The organism is Geobacillus sp. C56-T3 (assembly GCF_000092445.1).
Lineage (GTDB): Bacteria > Bacillota > Bacilli > Bacillales > Anoxybacillaceae > Geobacillus > Geobacillus thermoleovorans.
On record NC_014206.1, the window covers coordinates 1,478,629 to 1,497,147 of the forward strand.

Genomic DNA, 18,519 nt, shown 5'->3' on the forward strand with positions numbered 1-18,519 from the left:
CATGTTTGTTATCATTACGTATGACGTAGCGGAAAAGCGGGTCAACAAAGTTTGCAAAAAATTAAAGGAATATCTCACTTGGACGCAAAATAGCGTATTTGAAGGGGAGATTTCGAAAAGCCTGCTGATGAAGTGCATGTATGAATTGGAGATGATCATTGATAAAGAAGAAGACTCCATTTACTTATACGAAGTAGGAAATCCGAAGAATATAAAAAAGCGGGTATTTGGTCAGGAAAAGAATTTTGATGAGTTGTTCCTCTAAGTTTTAAGAATTTGCAGTGAACCTCCTTTTAGCGGATAAATGGGGAAAAGCTTGATTTATTAAGGGAAGTGTGTCATTATTTGCGCAGCATAGAAAACACAATTACTACTTTACTGCAAAATGAGGTATAATTGTTGTGTAGGCATTAGCCGGAATTCCTTGTTACATCAATGAATATTGCTTTGTAACTGATAGGGGGTTTTATCTGAACGGAGAGGGATTTAAAGACGTGGTGGCCAGCGACACGACGAGAATTTGTTTCACGTTTTATCTGAACGGAGAGGGATTTAAAGTGCATCAATTCAGTGGTACGAACGCGGAATTTATGCGTTTTATCTGAACGGAGAGGGATTTAAAGTTAGAAACACTACACCAATTCAAACTCGTGAGTGAGGTTTTATCTGAACGGAGAGGGATTTAAAGTGGGACGAATCGGACGGCGTTTTCACGATACAACACAAGTTTTATCTGAACGGAGAGGGATTTAAAGTGATTGTCATCCAAAACTATAAAGTGCACAGTAGCCCGTTTTATCTGAACGGAGAGGGATTTAAAGAACACATAAAATCGTGGAGTATGCGAGCGATTATTTAGGTTTTATCTGAACGGAGAGGGATTTAAAGTTTTAAAACGTCCGTTACATTTGACGGCATCACTGGGTTTTATCTGAACGGAGAGGGATTTAAAGTTTCATTGACTGGTGTATGGCTTCACGAAGCGGACAATCCGTTTTATCTGAACGGAGAGGGATTTAAAGAAAACGGATAAATGTGGTATGATAGGCGTGTAATAGTTTTATCTGAACGGAGAGGGATTTAAAGTAAACTTCTTGCTGAAAATAAAATTGAGGAAGCGAGTTTTATCTGAACGGAGAGGGATTTAAAGATTGAATCGCGGGGTGGAGCAACGGCAAGACAAACGTTTTATCTGAACGGAGAGGGATTTAAAGGCTACTGCAAGAGATTGCCTTTTTATACCCGACCGGGTTTTATCTGAACGGAGAGGGATTTAAAGTGTTCAGCTTAGAAATGTCTGCGAAATCACTTCTCAGTTTTATCTGAACGGAGAGGGATTTAAAGTTCTCCATTGAAAGAGACATGAGATACTCAACCGTGTTTTATCTGAACGGAGAGGGATTTAAAGCGATCCCCTTGACGCCCCCCTCGCGATCCGGGAGCGTTTTATCTGAACGGAGAGGGATTTAAAGAACGAGGACAGCCGCGACATATGCAGACGTAATCGGTTTTATCTGAACGGAGAGGGATTTAAAGATAAAGCGATCCCACCAATCGCAGACAGGCCAACGCGTTTTATCTGAACGGAGAGGGATTTAAAGACTTTACGTTCTGCTGTCTCAGAATCAACAAAATCGTAAGTTTTATCTGAACGGAGAGGGATTTAAAGAAAGCCGTTTTGTTCAACGAATTGAATAATCTCGTTTTATCTGAACGGAGAGGGATTTAAAGACGACGTAGCAGGAAAAGAATTAGGTAAGGCAATCACGTTTTATCTGAACGGAGAGGGATTTAAAGTTTGGTTGTGGTCGGTGTTGGCATCGGTTTTGCTTGTTTTATCTGAACGGAGAGGGATTTAAAGCGTCAATGTCTGACCTGTCGTTGACGTAGCAGGAGGTTTTATCTGAACGGAGAGGGATTTAAAGTATAATTCTTTTGATTATGGCGGCTCGATGTTTTATGTTTTATCTGAACGGAGAGGGATTTAAAGCGGATCAAACACCGCCTTGGCAACAACAAAACCGACGTTTTATCTGAACGGAGAGGGATTTAAAGTACGACCGCGCCCCGCTCCGCGCGGGCGGGGCCCCGCGTTTTATCTGAACGGAGAGGGATTTAAAGAGTCGAGTGTGTATGTTTGGTTTCGCACAGCATTAGTTTTATCTGAACGGAGAGGGATTTAAAGAGAAGAGGATAGCGGGAGTTTGTGTTTGAATTATAGTTTTATCTGAACGGAGAGGGATTTAAAGCCGAATGTGCAACAACTGCATCATTCACCTGCTTCACCGGTTTTATCTGAACGGAGAGGGATTTAAAGAGAATTGGCACCTCATCATCTTGCAACGCAACATTGTTTTATCTGAACGGAGAGGGATTTAAAGTGCGCACAAGATGCTGACAGAGAAGGAGCAGGAATGCGAGTTTTATCTGAACGGAGAGGGATTTAAAGAACAACACATGAACGGGATTTGTCGCTTCTACAGCGTTTTATCTGAACGGAGAGGGATTTAAAGAAAACTCTTCGGTCAGCTTCAACTTCTGATGTATTTGTTTTATCTGAACGGAGAGGGATTTAAAGAACACTTCCGCAACCGTTAGGCTGTCTGTGACAACGTTTTATCTGAACGGAGAGGGATTTAAAGGAAGCATATTCACATCATCAGCCTCAACCGTATCGCCGTTTTATCTGAACGGAGAGGGATTTAAAGGAAGGGGACGGAGAAGAATTTACGATTGCATCATTGTTTTATCTGAACGGAGAGGGATTTAAAGTGTGAATGTAGAGAGCGAAAAGCCTGGAAGCGTCGGTGTTTTATCTGAACGGAGAGGGATTTAAAGTGAAGAGATTGTGTCGTTTATTCGCGTGTATGAAGGTTTTATCTGAACGGAGAGGGATTTAAAGCAAGAAGCTGATTTCCGTTCGGTGTACCGATATACAGTTTTATCTGAACGGAGAGGGATTTAAAGCAAGCGGCAAGATCATGGGTATTAAAGGGGGATACGTTTTATCTGAACGGAGAGGGATTTAAAGTTTGATTTTCTCCAGTTCCTTCATCAGAGCAGAGATGGTTTTATCTGAACGGAGAGGGATTTAAAGAAAAAACATAGAAAAGAATAAGTTTTTCAGGGGGAGCGTTTTATCTGAACGGAGAGGGATTTAAAGAATCTTTTGTCATTCGTCATTTCCCCTTTCAGTATTTGTTTTATCTGAACGGAGAGGGATTTAAAGGCAAAATTGCGCCAATTCCCGCCAGCAGGGATCCGTTTTATCTGAACGGAGAGGGATTTAAAGCATCACTACTACACCGCCAACTACGCCGGCAGTCGGGTTTTATCTGAACGGAGAGGGATTTAAAGTCGGACGATACACACTCATTTTGCTGACGTCACCGGTTTTATCTGAACGGAGAGGGATTTAAAGGTCAACAATCGTAGTTTATATTGTTGTCCGTCAATGTTTTATCTGAACGGAGAGGGATTTAAAGGTAGCACGTCCAACCGGTTTGCGGCGTGTATAAATCCCGTTTTATCTGAACGGAGAGGGATTTAAAGTCCTCACTTTCTTCGAATCGCCCCTCGCACTCTTTGTTTTATCTGAACGGAGAGGGATTTAAAGTGATTCGTTCTCTCCGCCACTCAACCGGCTTTTCTGTGTTTTATCTGAACGGAGAGGGATTTAAAGAGCAGAGCAATAATAATCAGCAACACCCATGTAACGTTTTATCTGAACGGAGAGGGATTTAAAGGCGATAAACACACGAACGAAAAACATGGCGTGTTCGTTTTATCTGAACGGAGAGGGATTTAAAGAAGCACGTAAAGCTATTACTAATGCGTCTGCCGATTGTTTTATCTGAACGGAGAGGGATTTAAAGTAGCTTGGGTGAGCTGATACATGCCGGCTTGACGTTCGTTTTATCTGAACGGAGAGGGATTTAAAGCAAGAGTTATAACCTTACAATATGTCCCACTCCCTGGTTTTATCTGAACGGAGAGGGATTTAAAGTTGACATAGATGTATCGAATTGGCTGCTTGCGACCCAGTTTTATCTGAACGGAGAGGGATTTAAAGCGGTTCCACGCTTCTGCCAGTTCTGCCTGGCGGACAGGTTTTATCTGAACGGAGAGGGATTTAAAGTTAAAGATAAATCTGGCGGCATCGCTCGGCGCGTGTTTTATCTGAACGGAGAGGGATTTAAAGTGAATATCTCGGTGAGCCGATTGGGAGTGGTGTGGTGGTTTTATCTGAACGGAGAGGGATTTAAAGGTTCTTGCTTCACTCGTTGCTTATGAACACCAGTAGGTTTTATCTGAACGGAGAGGGATTTAAAGGAAGTTGAACAGTGAAGTGATTTCATAATGAGCAAGGTTTTATCTGAACGGAGAGGGATTTAAAGAACTGGAGAAGATCGGGATCATCGTCTCGGCGAATGTTTTATCTGAACGGAGAGGGATTTAAAGGGAAAATGGGCGGTACCGAGTGCAGCCGAACATATGTTTTATCTGAACGGAGAGGGATTTAAAGTCAGAAATTGGATAAAGTCTGGGAAGATTTCTTCGTTTTATCTGAACGGAGAGGGATTTAAAGGGAATGCGGATATTGAGAGGTGGCGACTACAGCGGGTTTTATCTGAACGGAGAGGGATTTAAAGGAGGAGCGAAAGCAATGGTTTGAACAAGAATGGCAAGTTTTATCTGAACGGAGAGGGATTTAAAGTCTAAGTCTTTTGAAATTTACTCATTCGAATATAACGGGGTTTTATCTGAACGGAGAGGGATTTAAAGACAGCGTACTTGCGGAATTACTTGGTTGGGAAATCGAGTTTTATCTGAACGGAGAGGGATTTAAAGGTGTTTAGCGCCTGCTGTGTTCTTTACGTCCGTATAGTTTTATCTGAACGGAGAGGGATTTAAAGTATATATCAGCACTTGGTCCGTTCCTGCTTTTTTCTTGGTTTTATCTGAACGGAGAGGGATTTAAAGACTATAACATCCGACTGAGGAACAGCAACACCGGCCGTTTTATCTGAACGGAGAGGGATTTAAAGTAAAAACAAGCGCATACCGAACATGTTTCACATTATAGTTTTATCTGAACGGAGAGGGATTTAAAGTCGTCTCCGATGGCCGCTAATCCACTGGGACATCTGGTTTTATCTGAACGGAGAGGGATTTAAAGAAAAGCGAATAATGCTTCATTCTTCAAATGGTTGTCTGTTTTATCTGAACGGAGAGGGATTTAAAGCAATTGATGCCTTTAAAGACTGCTTCACCGCATCGTTGTTTTATCTGAACGGAGAGGGATTTAAAGAGTTCAAGACTTTTAATAACTCGCTCAATTAAAGTTTGTTTTATCTGAACGGAGAGGGATTTAAAGGTCAATTTCCCTGCTTTTATCAAATTCGCTTATGAGAGTTTTATCTGAACGGAGAGGGATTTAAAGCTTGTTCTGGCGACATAACGGATTTAATGTTACTCGTTTTATCTGAACGGAGAGGGATTTAAAGCTCATTGAACCAGAGCCGGCTGGTATCTTGATTACTAGTTTTATCTGAACGGAGAGGGATTTAAAGGTGTTTTCGGTTTTGGTGGTAACGCGACATAAGCGGGTTTTATCTGAACGGAGAGGGATTTAAAGGAATGAAGCTGACATCGAGTCAACGCTGGTTCAATTGTTTTATCTGAACGGAGAGGGATTTAAAGATCTTTTTTCCGGCGTGATGAAATGCGGTCGTTGCGTTTTATCTGAACGGAGAGGGATTTAAAGAAGCTCTCTTTTATCGGGATGTAAGATAACGACATCGTTTTATCTGAACGGAGAGGGATTTAAAGAATCCAGCTGTCGTTCTAAAAATCTGACCCAATCACGTTTTATCTGAACGGAGAGGGATTTAAAGACAAAGGAGATGAGCAACATGCGAAACAGGAAGCCGTTTTATCTGAACGGAGAGGGATTTAAAGAGCTGATTTACAGACAGATGCGGTCGAAAAAGAGTTAGTTTTATCTGAACGGAGAGGGATTTAAAGTACAAACACCGGCGGCGTCTTGAATACACCTAATTGTTTTATCTGAACGGAGAGGGATTTAAAGTTGGAGGAGATCGTCACGACGATCAAGCCGTATCTTGGTTTTATCTGAACGGAGAGGGATTTAAAGATGTGTACGATTGGTCAAGATCGCTAAAAGCCTGCTCGGTTTTATCTGAACGGAGAGGGATTTAAAGAATCAACACGAGTAAAATGACCACAGAACAAGATTTGTTTTATCTGAACGGAGAGGTGTAAATTAGCACATTATTTCAGAATCCCTTTTTCAAATTATTTCAGATGGATTCTGAAATAATGTGCAAAATTTTTGCGGATTATTGCGGATTTTGCACATTCTTTCGGAACATTTGCACGCTCTTTCAGATGAAGAATTTCCAGCGCGCCTGATGGACCGATGAAAAAGAAAAAGCACAAAAGAGGCCGATTTGGCCCCTTTCGTGCTAATGCCCCATTTCCTCTGCAGCCATGCGCACCACTTCTTCGTCAATGACGTCCTTTTTCAGCTGATGCCCGTACAGCAGGCACGTCGTGGCCAACGTGTTGATGACACGGGGCCAACCACGTGATTGCAGGGCAATTGCCTCTAACGCCGATGGGGTGAAGATCGGATGCTTGGCCCCGGCCTGTTTCATCCGATGCTCGATGTAGCCCGCCACCTCTTCCTTCTCCAGCGGCCCCATCCGGTATCGCATGATGATCCGCTGGTCGAGAGGGCGGTGCTGATTGAGCCGCAGCTTCCCCTGTAAATGAGGCAACCCGGCCAAAATCAAGACAAATGGGTTGGTTGAATCCATCTCAAAGTTGAACAAGATGGCGATGTCTTGTAAAAAGGCATCCTTTGCTAAATGCATCTCGTCCAAAATGAACACCGGCGTGATCCGTCGTTCATGATGCAATCGCTCGATCGCCTGCTGGATTTGGCGGAAGAGATCTACCTTGCGGTACTTCGGTTCCTCTCCTAATCCCAAGGCCAGTCCACGGTAAAAATCCATCACGCCTCCGGTGGATAACGGAAAGTAGACGACATGATACAATGATGGATTCAATGACTCTTTCAGCGCCCGAAGGGCGAACGTCTTGCCCGCCCCCGGCTCTCCGATCAACAGCCCGATCCCCCGGGTTCGTTTCACGTACTCCAGCGCCCGCAGCGCTTCTTGAAACGCCGCCCCTTGATACGCCTCGGACGGATCTGTTTCTTTCGCAAACGGCTCCCGCGAGAGGGAATAAAACGTTTTATACATCCTGTTCGCCCTCCTTCGCCGAAACCGCCGCAAACGGCGACCGGTGGCGCTTCACATAGGCGTTATCCTCCAAACGCACCCGAATGGCTTCCGCCACCCGTTTGCCATCTTCGTACACATAGACGCCTCGTTCGTCATAGCGGAGCTCAATCGATTGCCCAATGAACCGAGGCGGCACTTCGTATAGCTGTTTATTCAGGGTGATCGTGCCATCGGCTTTCACCTTGCGGTGCTCCCGTTTCAGAAAAATCGCGTCCAGCCAATCGATGTCTTCGATCCACACCACTCGTTCCACTTGGGACTGAAACACCTCATGCGGCGTTTTTCCGTCCAGTGAGGCGTGCGGTTTTCGATGATACTCTTCTTCAAGCCACTTCCAAAAACGCTCGTTCAACTCGTCAAGCGACTTCGGCGGATTCAGCTCTAACAGCGGATAAAACCGCGTCTGTACGGTGCGGAAGAACCGTTCGATTTTCCCTTTGCTTTGCGGGTCATACGGCTGAGTGTGGATGAGCGTAATCCCCATCTCGGCGCACGCATACTGCAGCACCTCGGATCGATAAATTTTCCCGTTGTCCGAGTAAATGCGTTTCGGCTTCCCGCAACGAAGCACCGCTTCCTTTGTGACGATCCGCAGCCCGTCAAATTTCTCCGAAGGGAAAAATTGGGCATACGGCACCAACCGCGAGCAGTCATCGATATACGCGATCAAAAACGTTTTCTGGGCTTTCCCATGGACGCGAATCGTGGGTCCATGGGATAAGTCCCCTTGCCATAGCTCATTGATCTGGTCATACGCAAAACGCTTTCGCTCCGGCATCGGCAAGATTTCTTTTCCCACCAGGTTGTGTTTTTTCAACAATCGGTATATAGTAAAGTATGAGAGGGTGGTGGGAATGTCCCCCTGCTTGGTGAGTTGTTCGTAGAATAGGGTCACGGGCATGGTGGGATGTTCCTTCCTCAATGCTAGAATATGATCCTCATCATCGGGGGACAGACGTCTGGAGCGGCCGCGGTCCGAACGGCGCTTCGGCTTCAAGGCGTCGAAGCCCCCTTTTTTGTATCGGGCGCACCAATCCAGAATCGTCTTCGCCGCAATGGGCTTGTCCCCTTGATGAGGAATCGAATGCACTCGCCCGCCCACCTCATTCAAATACACTTTGGGCTCCACCTGGCCATTCACCAACGGAGCGATCAGCCCGTACCGAAACAGCGCGATGTCGTGTCTCATCGATTCATCCATCCGGATCTCCTCCCTGTCTCCCTGTGATGTTGGACCGTTCCGGTCCCTCTGCCTCCTATCTTACGAAACGGCTCGAGATTCGTCGAGAGGAAGGGTTTGTGGGAACATCAACCATCTCCGTTTTTGGTGTTAAGTAGAAAATCAGGAAGCAATTTGATCCGCAAACGGATGCCACCTCTCGTTTGTCCACAGGTCTTGGATGATCGAGCCCACCCCCCGTCCCTCCAAGGTCTGCATCCACCAAACCGCCCGTTCTGTTCTTGCGTTCCCCACAGGGCCGATGATCCCCCACCTTCTCACCGCCGCGTGATGCAAGCGGGAAAGATTCCGTAAAAATCGTCGGACATAAAACAAGATGACCTCCTTGGTGGGAAAAACAACCTGTTTGGTCTTCGCTCCTCGCCTTGGCGTTTCGAGCCACGTTTTGACCGCTTGCCAGATGACCGGCCGTGTATATTGAACATACGGGAGGAGAAAAGAAGGCAGCACACTCACGGTTTTACGGCACTCTTGACAGCGATATCGTGCGATCCAAAGGCGATACTCCCCCTCTGCCGTCAACGCATAGCGTTGGTAGTATCCGTGACGATGCAAGGGGCGGCGGGATGGACAGTGGGGGCATTGGTTCACGTCGGGAAAATCGTTCCCTTTCCCACGATCCGTATACGTTTGAATGTCAATGCCAAAGTCGTGAAACTGGATCACACTTCCTTCCCCCTCTCCTTGAAACGAATGGAAATCTTCGTCCGAAACAATTCACAAAAAAATTAGCACATTCCTTCAGAAAAGGGGAGAGGGCTTTCTGAAAGAATGTGCAAAAAAATGGGCGTTTTATGCTGAAATAAAATGATAATTTACAGAGAGGGATTTAAAGTGCGATGTTTAACCTCGTATTCAACGAGGCCCCTAATCTGTTTTATCTGAACGGAGAGGGATTTAAAGGTGATAAGGTTTTTTCATTCCTGCCATACATAAAGCAAGTTTTATCTGAACGGAGAGGGATTTAAAGATAACAGCACACCTAAAATATTACTGCACACCTTCGTTTTATCTGAACGGAGAGGGATTTAAAGAACAACCGAAACCGCTCAATATTCATCAGAAACTCGTTTTATCTGAACGGAGAGGGATTTAAAGCCGATGCGCCGCTGCCCAAGTTCACGGTCGATATAGTTTTATCTGAACGGAGAGGGATTTAAAGTTGTCAGCTATTTTTGTATTGATATAATGGAATTTGTGTTTTATCTGAACGGAGAGGGATTTAAAGTAATACATGTGACGGTCACGCCAAGACGTTTGCTGGGTTTTATCTGAACGGAGAGGGATTTAAAGTTTAATGAAATCTTATGACCGTTATACTGGTAATTTGTTTTATCTGAACGGAGAGGGATTTAAAGGTAGGATGGTATGAGTATTACACAGGCGGGGAAGCAAGGTTTTATCTGAACGGAGAGGGATTTAAAGATGGAGGACCTATGACCGTTCACATTCGCCGTGACGTTTTATCTGAACGGAGAGGGATTTAAAGTATTAAAGTTGGTAGGAGCCAAACGGGAAACATTCGGGTTTTATCTGAACGGAGAGGGATTTAAAGTATTTGTACTTTAAACGCTTCACGAACTTTTTAAAGTTTTATCTGAACGGAGAGGGATTTAAAGGAAAAAGCATTAGAAAACACAGAATTAATGTTAACGTTTTATCTGAACGGAGAGGGATTTAAAGGATGATCCTGACGGCTTAGGATTTATCGGCAATGATCTGTTTTATCTGAACGGAGAGGGATTTAAAGATTACGGAAAAAATGTAACGTTGGTGACGAACAATGTTTTATCTGAACCCCGAGTTCGACAGTTTTGAGGCCATTTTAGGCAAATGAAAATGGTCAAAATGCTGTAATATCAAGGATTTCACGATGCGGATCCTAGAAAAAAACGCCGAATTTCATAGGCACACGATTTATTAATTTTTTCTTTTAAAAATAAAGTTTATACGTTATAATATAGGCATGTACATACGACGAGTCACACGCAAAAACAAGAATGGAACAACCGTTGCTTATCTCCAGCTTGCTCACAATGAATGGGATCCAAAGGCCAAATATGCGAAAGCGAAGGTGATTTATTCGTTCGGGCGCGAAGACGAGGTGGATCGCGCCGTCCTGGAACGTCTGGCCAAAAGCATTTCGCGATTCCTTTCTCCTGAGCAGGCTTGGGAAGTCGAAACGTTGACAGGAGAAGCTTCCGATGACTTTCAATTCCAGTCATGCAAACACCTCGGCGGCGTTTGGCTCTTGGATCAGCTCTGGAGACAACTGGGGTTGGGAGAGATTCTCCACTCCTTGTTTACCTCCCGACATCACCAGATTTCGCTGGAACGGCTGATTTTTGCCATGGTGGCCAATCGCGCCCTTCATCCGTCAAGCAAGTTGGCGATGGAGGAGTGGGTGGAGAAAGACGTGTATATCCCTCACCTTCCTCAAGCCGCCAGCCACCAGTTGTACCGGGCGATGGATGAACTGCTGGCCGTGCAGCCGGAATTGGAACGTCAAGTGTTCCATGCCGTGGCCGATTTATTGAATTTGGAAGTCGACTTGATTTACTTCGATACGACTTCGTCGTACTTCGAAGTGGATCCCTCTGAAACACCGGAAGGAGAATCGCTTCGAAAACAAGGATTCTCGAAAGACAAACGCCCAGACTTGGTTCAAATCGTCATTGGGCTGGCTGTCACCCGGGAAGGAATCCCGATTCGCGCTTGGGTATGGCCTGGCAATACCATGGACATGACGGTCATCAAACAGGTGAAACAAGACTTGATTGGCTGGAAGCTTGGACGTGTGATCAGCGTCATGGACCGCGGCTTTTCCTCTGAAGAGAATTTGCGAATCTTGCAACAGGCCGGGGGACACTACATTGTCGGCGAAAAAATGCGATCCGGCAAAGCCGCCGTCGAAGAGGCCTTAAGCCGTCGCGGACGTTATCATGAAGTGGACGAGAATTTGCACATCAAAGAAATCATCGTGGGCGACGGAGAAGCGCGTCAGCGCTATGTTCTCGTGTACAATCCCAGCGAAGCCGAACGCCAACGCAAGGAGCGAGAAAAGCTGCTCGAATCGCTGAAAGAGGAGTTAGAAGGGCTTCGCCAACTCCCAAACGAAGCCCATCATAAGGCGACCTGCCGGTTGCGTTCCCATCCGTCCTACGGAAAATACTTGCGCCAGTTGAAGGACGGAACCCTTCGCATCGACAAGCAAGCGGTTCGTGACGCGGAAAAGTACGACGGCAAATATCTCATCCGGACATCCGATGACACCTTGTCTGCCGAAGATGTCGCCATCGGGTATAAGCAGCTGGTGGATATTGAGCAGGCCTTCCGAACATTGAAGTCTACATTGGAATTGCGACCTATGTATCATCGCTTGGAAGACCGCATTCGGGCGCATGTGCTACTCAGTTGGCTTGCTCTCTTGTTAGTTCGGATCGTGGAGATCCGAACCCATGAATCGTGGCCGAAAGTAAGGGATGAATGTGAGCGTCTTATGCTTGGACATTTTTCTTCCAAAAACGGCGACCTTTATCAACGAACCGAACTGACGGCCAAACAGGCTCAATTCTTTGCGGCTCTAGGGCTGGAGCCTCCTCCGAAGATCCTAGGCATCCATCCTCGCGCCTAGATACACGCCCAAAGTGTGCCCAAATGTCTCTCGTCCCTTTTGCCTCAAGGGGCGAGAGGCATTTTGTTTGCCTAGTGACTGTCGAACTCGGGTGAACGGAGAGGGATTTAAAGGCGAATGTAGAATTTTTCATTACACACCCAATGGCGTTTTATCTGAACGGAGAGGGATTTAAAGATCGGAAATGATTGGATTCTCGATCATGCCGGTTCGTTTTATCTGAACGGAGAGGGATTTAAAGTGAAAGAAGCATAAACTTCTTCATTTAATTTTTCTTGCGTTTTATCTGAACGGAGAGGGATTTAAAGTCGAATTAATCAAACGCGCCTATACGCAGGGCATTAGTTTTATCTGAACGGAGAGGGATTTAAAGATAGCCGAATGATCTTGATGCATAAACGATAGCAAGTTTTATCTGAACGGAGAGGGATTTAAAGATATGATGCGGACGCGCATACGCATACCCCCTCTTGCGTTTTATCTGAACGGAGAGGGATTTAAAGCGCGAATGATGGCGTGTATCGAGGCGTTCCCGAACTGAGTTTTATCTGAACGGAGAGGGATTTAAAGGCAATATGTCCCGTCGCATCAAGCCTCAAGACAGGGTTTTATCTGAACGGAGAGGGATTTAAAGGCGTCGATTTTACGGAAATCGCTAAAATCAAGACCGTTTTATCTGAACGGAGAGGGATTTAAAGTTTCGTCAAAATGGTCTTTCCACGGTCCATTTTCGGTTTTATCTGAACGGAGAGGGATTTAAAGTGCGAAAAAAATACACACTAGCCGACATGGTGGCACTAGTTTTATCTGAACGGAGAGGGATTTAAAGTCGTATTTCGTGAAATTGCTCGATACGTTTTTAATCGTTTTATCTGAACGGAGAGGGATTTAAAGTTTGACCGGTATATGGATCACGTTGCATAAATTCATCGGTTTTATCTGAACGGAGAGGGATTTAAAGGTTTTCAATAGTGGGAAATAACGTATTTGTCCATACGTTTTATCTGAACGGAGAGGGATTTAAAGCAGTATACGATTAAAGGTCTTCATCCGGCTCTTTGTTTTATCTGAACGGAGAGGGATTTAAAGTTGTTCCTCGAGGTACTCCTCCCTTGTCTTCGCTCCTTGGTTTTATCTGAACGGAGAGGGATTTAAAGGAGGAATAGAGGATTACAAGAATTCCGGTTTGAGTCGTTTTATCTGAACGGAGAGGGATTTAAAGGTGATATAGTCACAAACCATGAAAATAGCAAAGGCGGCCACGTTTTATCTGAACGGAGAGGGATTTAAAGAAACAGAAGACGCCGTTCGACGTTTCCAAATGGTTTACGTTTTATCTGAACGGAGAGGGATTTAAAGAGAAAGCCTGTCTTGAGGCTTGATGCGACGGGACATAGTTTTATCTGAACGGAGAGGGATTTAAAGACATGTCGAGAGTCTCACGAGAGAGGCGGAAAGAAGTCGGTTTTATCTGAACGGAGAGGGATTTAAAGATCGTATGGCAATCCACATCCACATACAGAGCCCTCGTTTTATCTGAACGGAGAGGGATTTAAAGGCCAAGACGACGGCATACAAGGATCAAAATACTACGTTTTATCTGAACGGAGAGGGATTTAAAGTTTTCAGTATACATTTGGCCTTTCGCTTGCACAGCTGCGTTTTATCTGAACGGAGAGGGATTTAAAGTGTGAATCAATAACATGCCTACTTCCGTATTTGTCAATGTTTTATCTGAACGGAGAGGGATTTAAAGCAAAAGGATCAGTGAAAGTACTGATCGGTGGAAAGTTTTATCTGAACGGAGAGGGATTTAAACTGCAAATAGTAGGTGTTCCAAGACCTAATAATAAAAGTTTTATCTGAACGGAGAGGGATTTAAACATGCTGGGAATGTGGAACTTGGCAACCCTATTCCCGTTTTATCTGAACGGAGAGGGATTTAAACTACGCATTCACCGCACGCAGGCGGTAGTACCACGTGTTTTATCTGAACGGAGAGGGATTTAAACTACGCATTCACCGCACGCAGGCGGTAGTACCACGTGTTTTATCTGAACGGAGAGGGATTTAAACGGAGAGAAAATTTCTTTTCTCATTCGGCGCAAAATAAAGGTTTTACTCACATTTCGCACCCTTCCGACGAAAATCGGGAGGATTTTTTCATTCCGATGTCGAATGAATCCTTGACACACAAGGAACGTAAAGGAGTTTTTCTCTCATGAATGTGAAAGTCAAAGGGGTCTATCGTAATGGTTATTTGAATATAATAAGTGTTCTAGTCAAAAAACTCGACATCCCCCACTTGATTGACCATCTTGTGCCCGTCGATCCACAATGCCAAACGCGAGTCAGCGATGCCGTTCAGGCCATCATCTACAATGTGTTTGACGGCCGGCAAGCCCTTGTTCACTTAGAACGATGGGCTCAGGAGATCGATCTAGAGAAACTCATCCGTCCCGGTCTCCAGCCTTCCTGGTTGAACGACGATGCCTTGGCCCGTCATCTCGACCGCTTGTATGAGGCCGATATTCACAAGGTCATCAGCACTTGCTTGATTCACATTTATCGCAAAGAAGGCCTTTCCCTCCGAGCCTTTCACGCTGATACGACGGACAAGACGGTTTACGGAGCGTATGAGTCGGCCTCATTAGAGGCTTTGCAGATCACACATGGCTATAACCGCCATCACCGTTGGCAAAAACAGATCGGTTTCGGGCTGGTCGGCAACGAGGATGGCATCCCGTTTTACGGCGATGTGCACGACGGCAATCTATCGGATAAGGCGTGGAATCCTGAGGTGCTGTCGCGGATCCACGAACAGTTCAAACAAGCCAAGATCGACGACGAATGGATTTACGTGGCTGATTCCGCTGCCATGACGAAAGACACCTTGGCGCAGACAAAAGCCGCCCGAGCCTTTTTGATCACCAGAGGCCCTTCGTCGCTCCGGATCGTGAAACGGGCATTAGCGGAGGCCGATTCGCCTCACATCCCGTGGAGCGAACCCTTTACCCTGGCGGAGAGAAACGGCGCCACGCATCGGGTATGGGAAACGGCCGCGACCTATGAAGGCCACCCGGTTCGGCTGATCGTCGTCGAATCGAGCGCGCTCGACCAGCGCAAAGGAAAGACGCTCGAAAAAGAGCGGGTCAAAGAAGCGGAGCTTCTTCGTGAGGAACAAGTCCGTTGGGAGCGCCACCCCTTCTCCTGCCGCGAAGACGCCGAACAAGCCTTGACGTCCCTCAAGGCGTCCCTTCGCCCTCGGTTTCATCGAGTGGAGGCCGCGGTCGAAGAGATCGTGCGTCCGAAAAAACGGCGCGGACGGCCGAAAAAAGGGGCGGAACCCGAGACGGAGACGCTGTACACCCTTCGCCTAAACGTCGAATTCGACCAACCGGCATGGGAACAGGCAAGACGGAAAGCGTCCCGGTTTGTCCTCGTCACGACCGTTCCGAAGGAATGGAAGGGCCAACAAATGGATGCCCAAGAGATCTTGAAGCTGTATAAAGGGCAAATCTCGGTGGAAATGAACTTCGCGTTTTTGAAAGATCCGTTTTTCACGGATGAGATTTACGTCAAAAAACCAGAACGAGTTGCCGTATTGGGCTATCTATTTCTCTTGGCCTTGGCGATTTACCGCGTTTTTCAGCGCCGGGTGCGTCAGTTCATCACACCCGAACACCCGTTAAAGGGCGCGGGAGGCCGCAAGCTGACCCGGCCAACGGGACAGGTGATTTTTCAGCTGTTTCAATATGTGAACGTCATCCTGCTGGAGCTGCCAGACGGGCGCATCCAACGCGCACTCGATCGCTCCCTCAACCCGGATCAGCGAAGGATTCTGCAGGGATTGGGCATGGATGAGAGCATTTACGTGTAACGTGATACGGAACGACTAGCGATGGTAAAAAAAGGATTACCATCGCTAGTCGTGTTGGTCGAAAATTTATTCTGAAAAACGAAATAAAAAATCCTTTGTTTTGACGTTGTTAGGGTGCGAAATGTGAGTTCAGCGGGCGGAAACGTTTGTGCGGGCGCTGTATCACATCGTGACGCCAGAAGGCAGTGAAATCGTCAGCGAGGAGCGGTATTTCGCCGAGCAGGACGACTGCCATCCAGATGAAGTACGGCTGTTGATTGAAAATCATTACGACGGATTGGTTGTATGCTATGGATGCAAGTGCGTGATTTTGAATTATGCCACGTTTTACTTGTTGCTGTACAGCGAGCGGCTGCTGGCAAGGGGACATGCGTGAAACGCTGTTTTTCTCCTTTTTGGAACGAGAGATGGCGGAAGAGGCCATTCGCAAAATGATCGAGCGCCTTCGCACTCGTCTCCCGTTTTGGGATGACATGATTGAGACGACGCGAATCGGCAGCAAGGCGGCGCGCCGCCGACGAACGGGCGTTTCGCATCACATTTTTTGCCGTGCGGGCGACGTGTTTCCTTGGGAACAATGCGGTTTTTTATAAAGATAAACTATGTTCTAAATAATCAATTAGTTAATACATCCTTGAACAACAAAGAAGGAGGGACACTCGCCCTCCTCTATGCCTCGATCGGAATCCATTCCCACCGCTTGACATCAAACAGCCCTTGATCGGTCAGCTTGAGCTCCGGAATGACCGGCAAGGCGAGAAATGACAGCGTGATGAACGGATTGAAAGAGCCGCTTGCACCGATCGCTTCAAGTGCTTTGTCAATCTGTTTCAATCCGTTTAGCACCTCGGTATAGTTTTTTCTTGTCATCAATCCGCCGATTTCAAGCGGCAGGCTGGCGAGCACCGTTCCGTCTTTGACGACCGCAAGCCCGCCGTGTTGCCGGCGGAGTTGTTCGATGGCGACGACGAGGTCGTGGTCGTTGATGCCAGCGGCGATGATGTGGTGTGAATCGTGCGCGATCGAAGAAGCAATGGCGCCTGTTTTGAACCCGAAGCCGCGGACGATGCCAAGGCCGATGCCGAGGCCGCGATGGCGTTCGACGACCACAAGCTTCAGCAAATCCCGTTCGACCGAAGGGGAAAAGGCCCCGTCGCGGACATCGACTTCGGTGACAAGATGGTTCGTATGCAAATGGTTTGGGATGATCTCAATGACATGGGCTTTGTTTCCTTTCCGCATCGGAATGCGAAGATCGGCTTCGGTGACCGGTTGGCAACGGATGGATTGCCGCAATGTTGGTTCAATGCCGCAAGCCGATCGTTCGGAACGGAATGTGGCCTGCCCCTGCTCGGCCACCTGTTTTCCGGATTTAAATACGTGAGAGATTTTCAGCGTTTCCAAATCCTCAACGAACAAAAAGTCGGCGTCATACCCCGGGGCGACAGCGCCCTTCGTCGGCAACCGGTAGCACTCGGCGGCGTTTAATGTGGCCATTTGGATGGCCAGAAGCGGGTCGAGCCCAGCGCGAATGACAAGGCGCACGTTATGGTCGACGCTGCCTTCGAACCATAAGTCGTCGAGATGTTTATCGTCCGTGCAAAACAGAAAGCGGCGCGCGTTGTGCTCAGTGACGGCAGGAAGAAGTTTTTCGAGGTCTTTAGCGACTGATCCTTGGCGAATGAGCACGTACATGCCGCGGCGAATGCGTTCAAGCGCTTCGTCGACGGTGACGCATTCATGATCCGTATGGATGCGGGCGCTTCGGTAGACGTTGATGGCGTTGGCATCAAGGCCGGCCAAGTGGCCGTCGATCAGGCGGTTGGCGTTTGCCGCGAGCGCCAATTTGTCGAGCATCGACGGGTGTTGTTCCCTTAATGACGGATAGTCCATCACTTCCGCCAATCCGAGAACGCGTTCATCGTTGAAAAACGGCGCCAGTTCCGCGGCGGATAAGACGGCTCCGGCATGTTCAAATGGGGCGGCCGGCACGCACGACGGCAACATCATATACACATCGAGCGGCGTCCGTTTCGCATCATCGAGCATAAACTGGATGCCGTGGACGCCGGCGACGTTCGCGATTTCGTGCGGATCGGCGATCACCGTGGTGACCCCATGCGGGAGAACGACGCGGGCGAATTCGCTCGGGGGCACCATTGATGATTCGATATGCACGTGTCCGTCAATCAGCCCCGGGCATACATAACGCCCTTCGGCATCGATCGTTTGCTTTCCCTCATAGCGGCCAATGCCGACGATCATCCCCTCAGCAATGGCGAGATCCCCTTCGATGATTTCGCGCGTAAACACGTTGACGATTTTTCCGTTTTTGATGACGAGATCGGCCTTCGTTTGTTTTGCGGCGGCGTCGATTTGCTTCTGTAATGTCGAATGCATGTGGCTCATTCTCCTTTCTTCATGCTGCTCCCCT

The 18,519-nt window shown here is 47.1% G+C and carries 9 protein-coding genes and 3 CRISPR repeat arrays; of the genes, 5 read left to right on the plus strand and 4 right to left on the minus strand.

Annotated elements, in window-relative coordinates:
* The first annotated feature begins 1 nt into the window (after position 1).
* Positions 2-265: a CRISPR-associated endonuclease Cas2 gene (gene cas2 / locus GC56T3_RS07530; protein WP_013144995.1), complete on the plus strand. Its 264-nt coding sequence runs from the start codon at positions 2-4 to the stop codon at positions 263-265.
* Positions 266-463: 198 nt separating this feature from the next.
* Positions 464-6,289: a CRISPR direct-repeat array (repeat unit 29 nt; unit sequence GTTTTATCTGAACGGAGAGGGATTTAAAG).
* Positions 6,290-6,488: 199 nt separating this feature from the next.
* Here cas2 and GC56T3_RS07535 read toward each other — a convergent pair.
* The 3 genes from GC56T3_RS07535 to GC56T3_RS19930 form a co-directional block, all read right to left on the minus strand.
* Complete coding sequence (locus GC56T3_RS07535) at positions 6,489-7,289, minus strand: ExeA family protein (RefSeq protein ID WP_041468319.1); 801 nt, start codon at positions 7,287-7,289, stop codon at positions 6,489-6,491.
* Positions 7,282-8,532 carry an IS481 family transposase gene (locus GC56T3_RS07540; protein ID WP_041468321.1) on the minus strand — a complete coding sequence of 417 codons (1,251 nt, stop codon included), beginning with the start codon at positions 8,530-8,532 and terminating at the stop codon, positions 7,282-7,284. Before GC56T3_RS07540 ends, GC56T3_RS07535 begins: the two co-directional genes overlap by 8 nt.
* A 141-nt stretch (positions 8,533-8,673) precedes the next feature.
* Entirely contained in the window at positions 8,674-9,237 is a 564-nt protein-coding gene (locus GC56T3_RS19930; protein ID WP_041468322.1) for a DUF6431 domain-containing protein, read from the minus strand.
* A gap of 140 nt (positions 9,238-9,377) precedes the next feature.
* Positions 9,378-10,321: direct repeats of the CRISPR family, unit length 29 nt; unit sequence GTTTTATCTGAACGGAGAGGGATTTAAAG.
* A 216-nt stretch (positions 10,322-10,537) separates the two neighbouring features.
* Between GC56T3_RS19930 and GC56T3_RS07550 the strand changes: the two genes are divergently transcribed.
* From GC56T3_RS07550 to GC56T3_RS07560, 4 genes are all read left to right on the plus strand, one after another.
* Positions 10,538-12,205, plus strand: a complete 1,668-nt coding sequence (locus GC56T3_RS07550; protein ID WP_013144996.1) for an IS1634 family transposase — start codon at positions 10,538-10,540, stop codon at positions 12,203-12,205.
* Positions 12,206-12,289: 84 nt separating this feature from the next.
* Positions 12,290-14,281: a CRISPR direct-repeat array (repeat unit 28 nt; unit sequence GTTTTATCTGAACGGAGAGGGATTTAAA).
* 145 nt (positions 14,282-14,426) lie between these two features.
* Positions 14,427-16,085 (plus strand): IS1634 family transposase, encoded by a 1,659-nt coding sequence (locus GC56T3_RS07555; protein WP_041468338.1) that lies wholly within the window; start codon positions 14,427-14,429, stop codon positions 16,083-16,085.
* Positions 16,086-16,233: 148 nt separating this feature from the next.
* A complete protein-coding gene (locus GC56T3_RS19935; RefSeq protein ID WP_227456705.1) occupies positions 16,234-16,461 on the plus strand; it encodes a hypothetical protein in 228 nt (75 codons plus the stop codon).
* Entirely contained in the window at positions 16,454-16,678 is a 225-nt protein-coding gene (locus GC56T3_RS07560) for a hypothetical protein (RefSeq protein WP_227456706.1), read from the plus strand. The genes GC56T3_RS19935 and GC56T3_RS07560 overlap by 8 nt, the downstream gene beginning before the upstream one ends.
* 76 nt (positions 16,679-16,754) lie before the next feature.
* Here GC56T3_RS07560 and ade read toward each other — a convergent pair whose 3' ends face one another.
* On the minus strand, positions 16,755-18,485 hold the full coding sequence (ade, locus tag GC56T3_RS07565) for an adenine deaminase (RefSeq protein ID WP_013144997.1): 1,731 nt from the start codon (positions 18,483-18,485) through the stop codon (positions 16,755-16,757).
* Positions 18,486-18,519: the final 34 nt, after the last annotated feature.

What these genes read in the sequence shown, in the direction of transcription:
- GC56T3_RS07550 (WP_013144996.1), top strand. Translation starts at nt 10,538, where the DNA reads ATGTACATACGACGAGTCACACGCAAAAACAAGAATGGAACAACCGTT.
- GC56T3_RS07560 (WP_227456706.1), top strand. Translation starts at nt 16,454, where the DNA reads ATGCGTGAAACGCTGTTTTTCTCCTTTTTGGAACGAGAGATGGCGGAA.
- GC56T3_RS07535 (WP_041468319.1), bottom strand. Translation starts at nt 7,289, where the DNA reads ATGTATAAAACGTTTTATTCCCTCTCGCGGGAGCCGTTTGCGAAAGAA.
- ade (WP_013144997.1), bottom strand. Translation starts at nt 18,485, where the DNA reads ATGCATTCGACATTACAGAAGCAAATCGACGCCGCCGCAAAACAAACG.
- cas2 (WP_013144995.1), top strand. Translation starts at nt 2, where the DNA reads ATGTTTGTTATCATTACGTATGACGTAGCGGAAAAGCGGGTCAACAAA.
- GC56T3_RS07540 (WP_041468321.1), bottom strand. Translation starts at nt 8,532, where the DNA reads ATGGATGAATCGATGAGACACGACATCGCGCTGTTTCGGTACGGGCTG.
- GC56T3_RS07555 (WP_041468338.1), top strand. Translation starts at nt 14,427, where the DNA reads ATGAATGTGAAAGTCAAAGGGGTCTATCGTAATGGTTATTTGAATATA.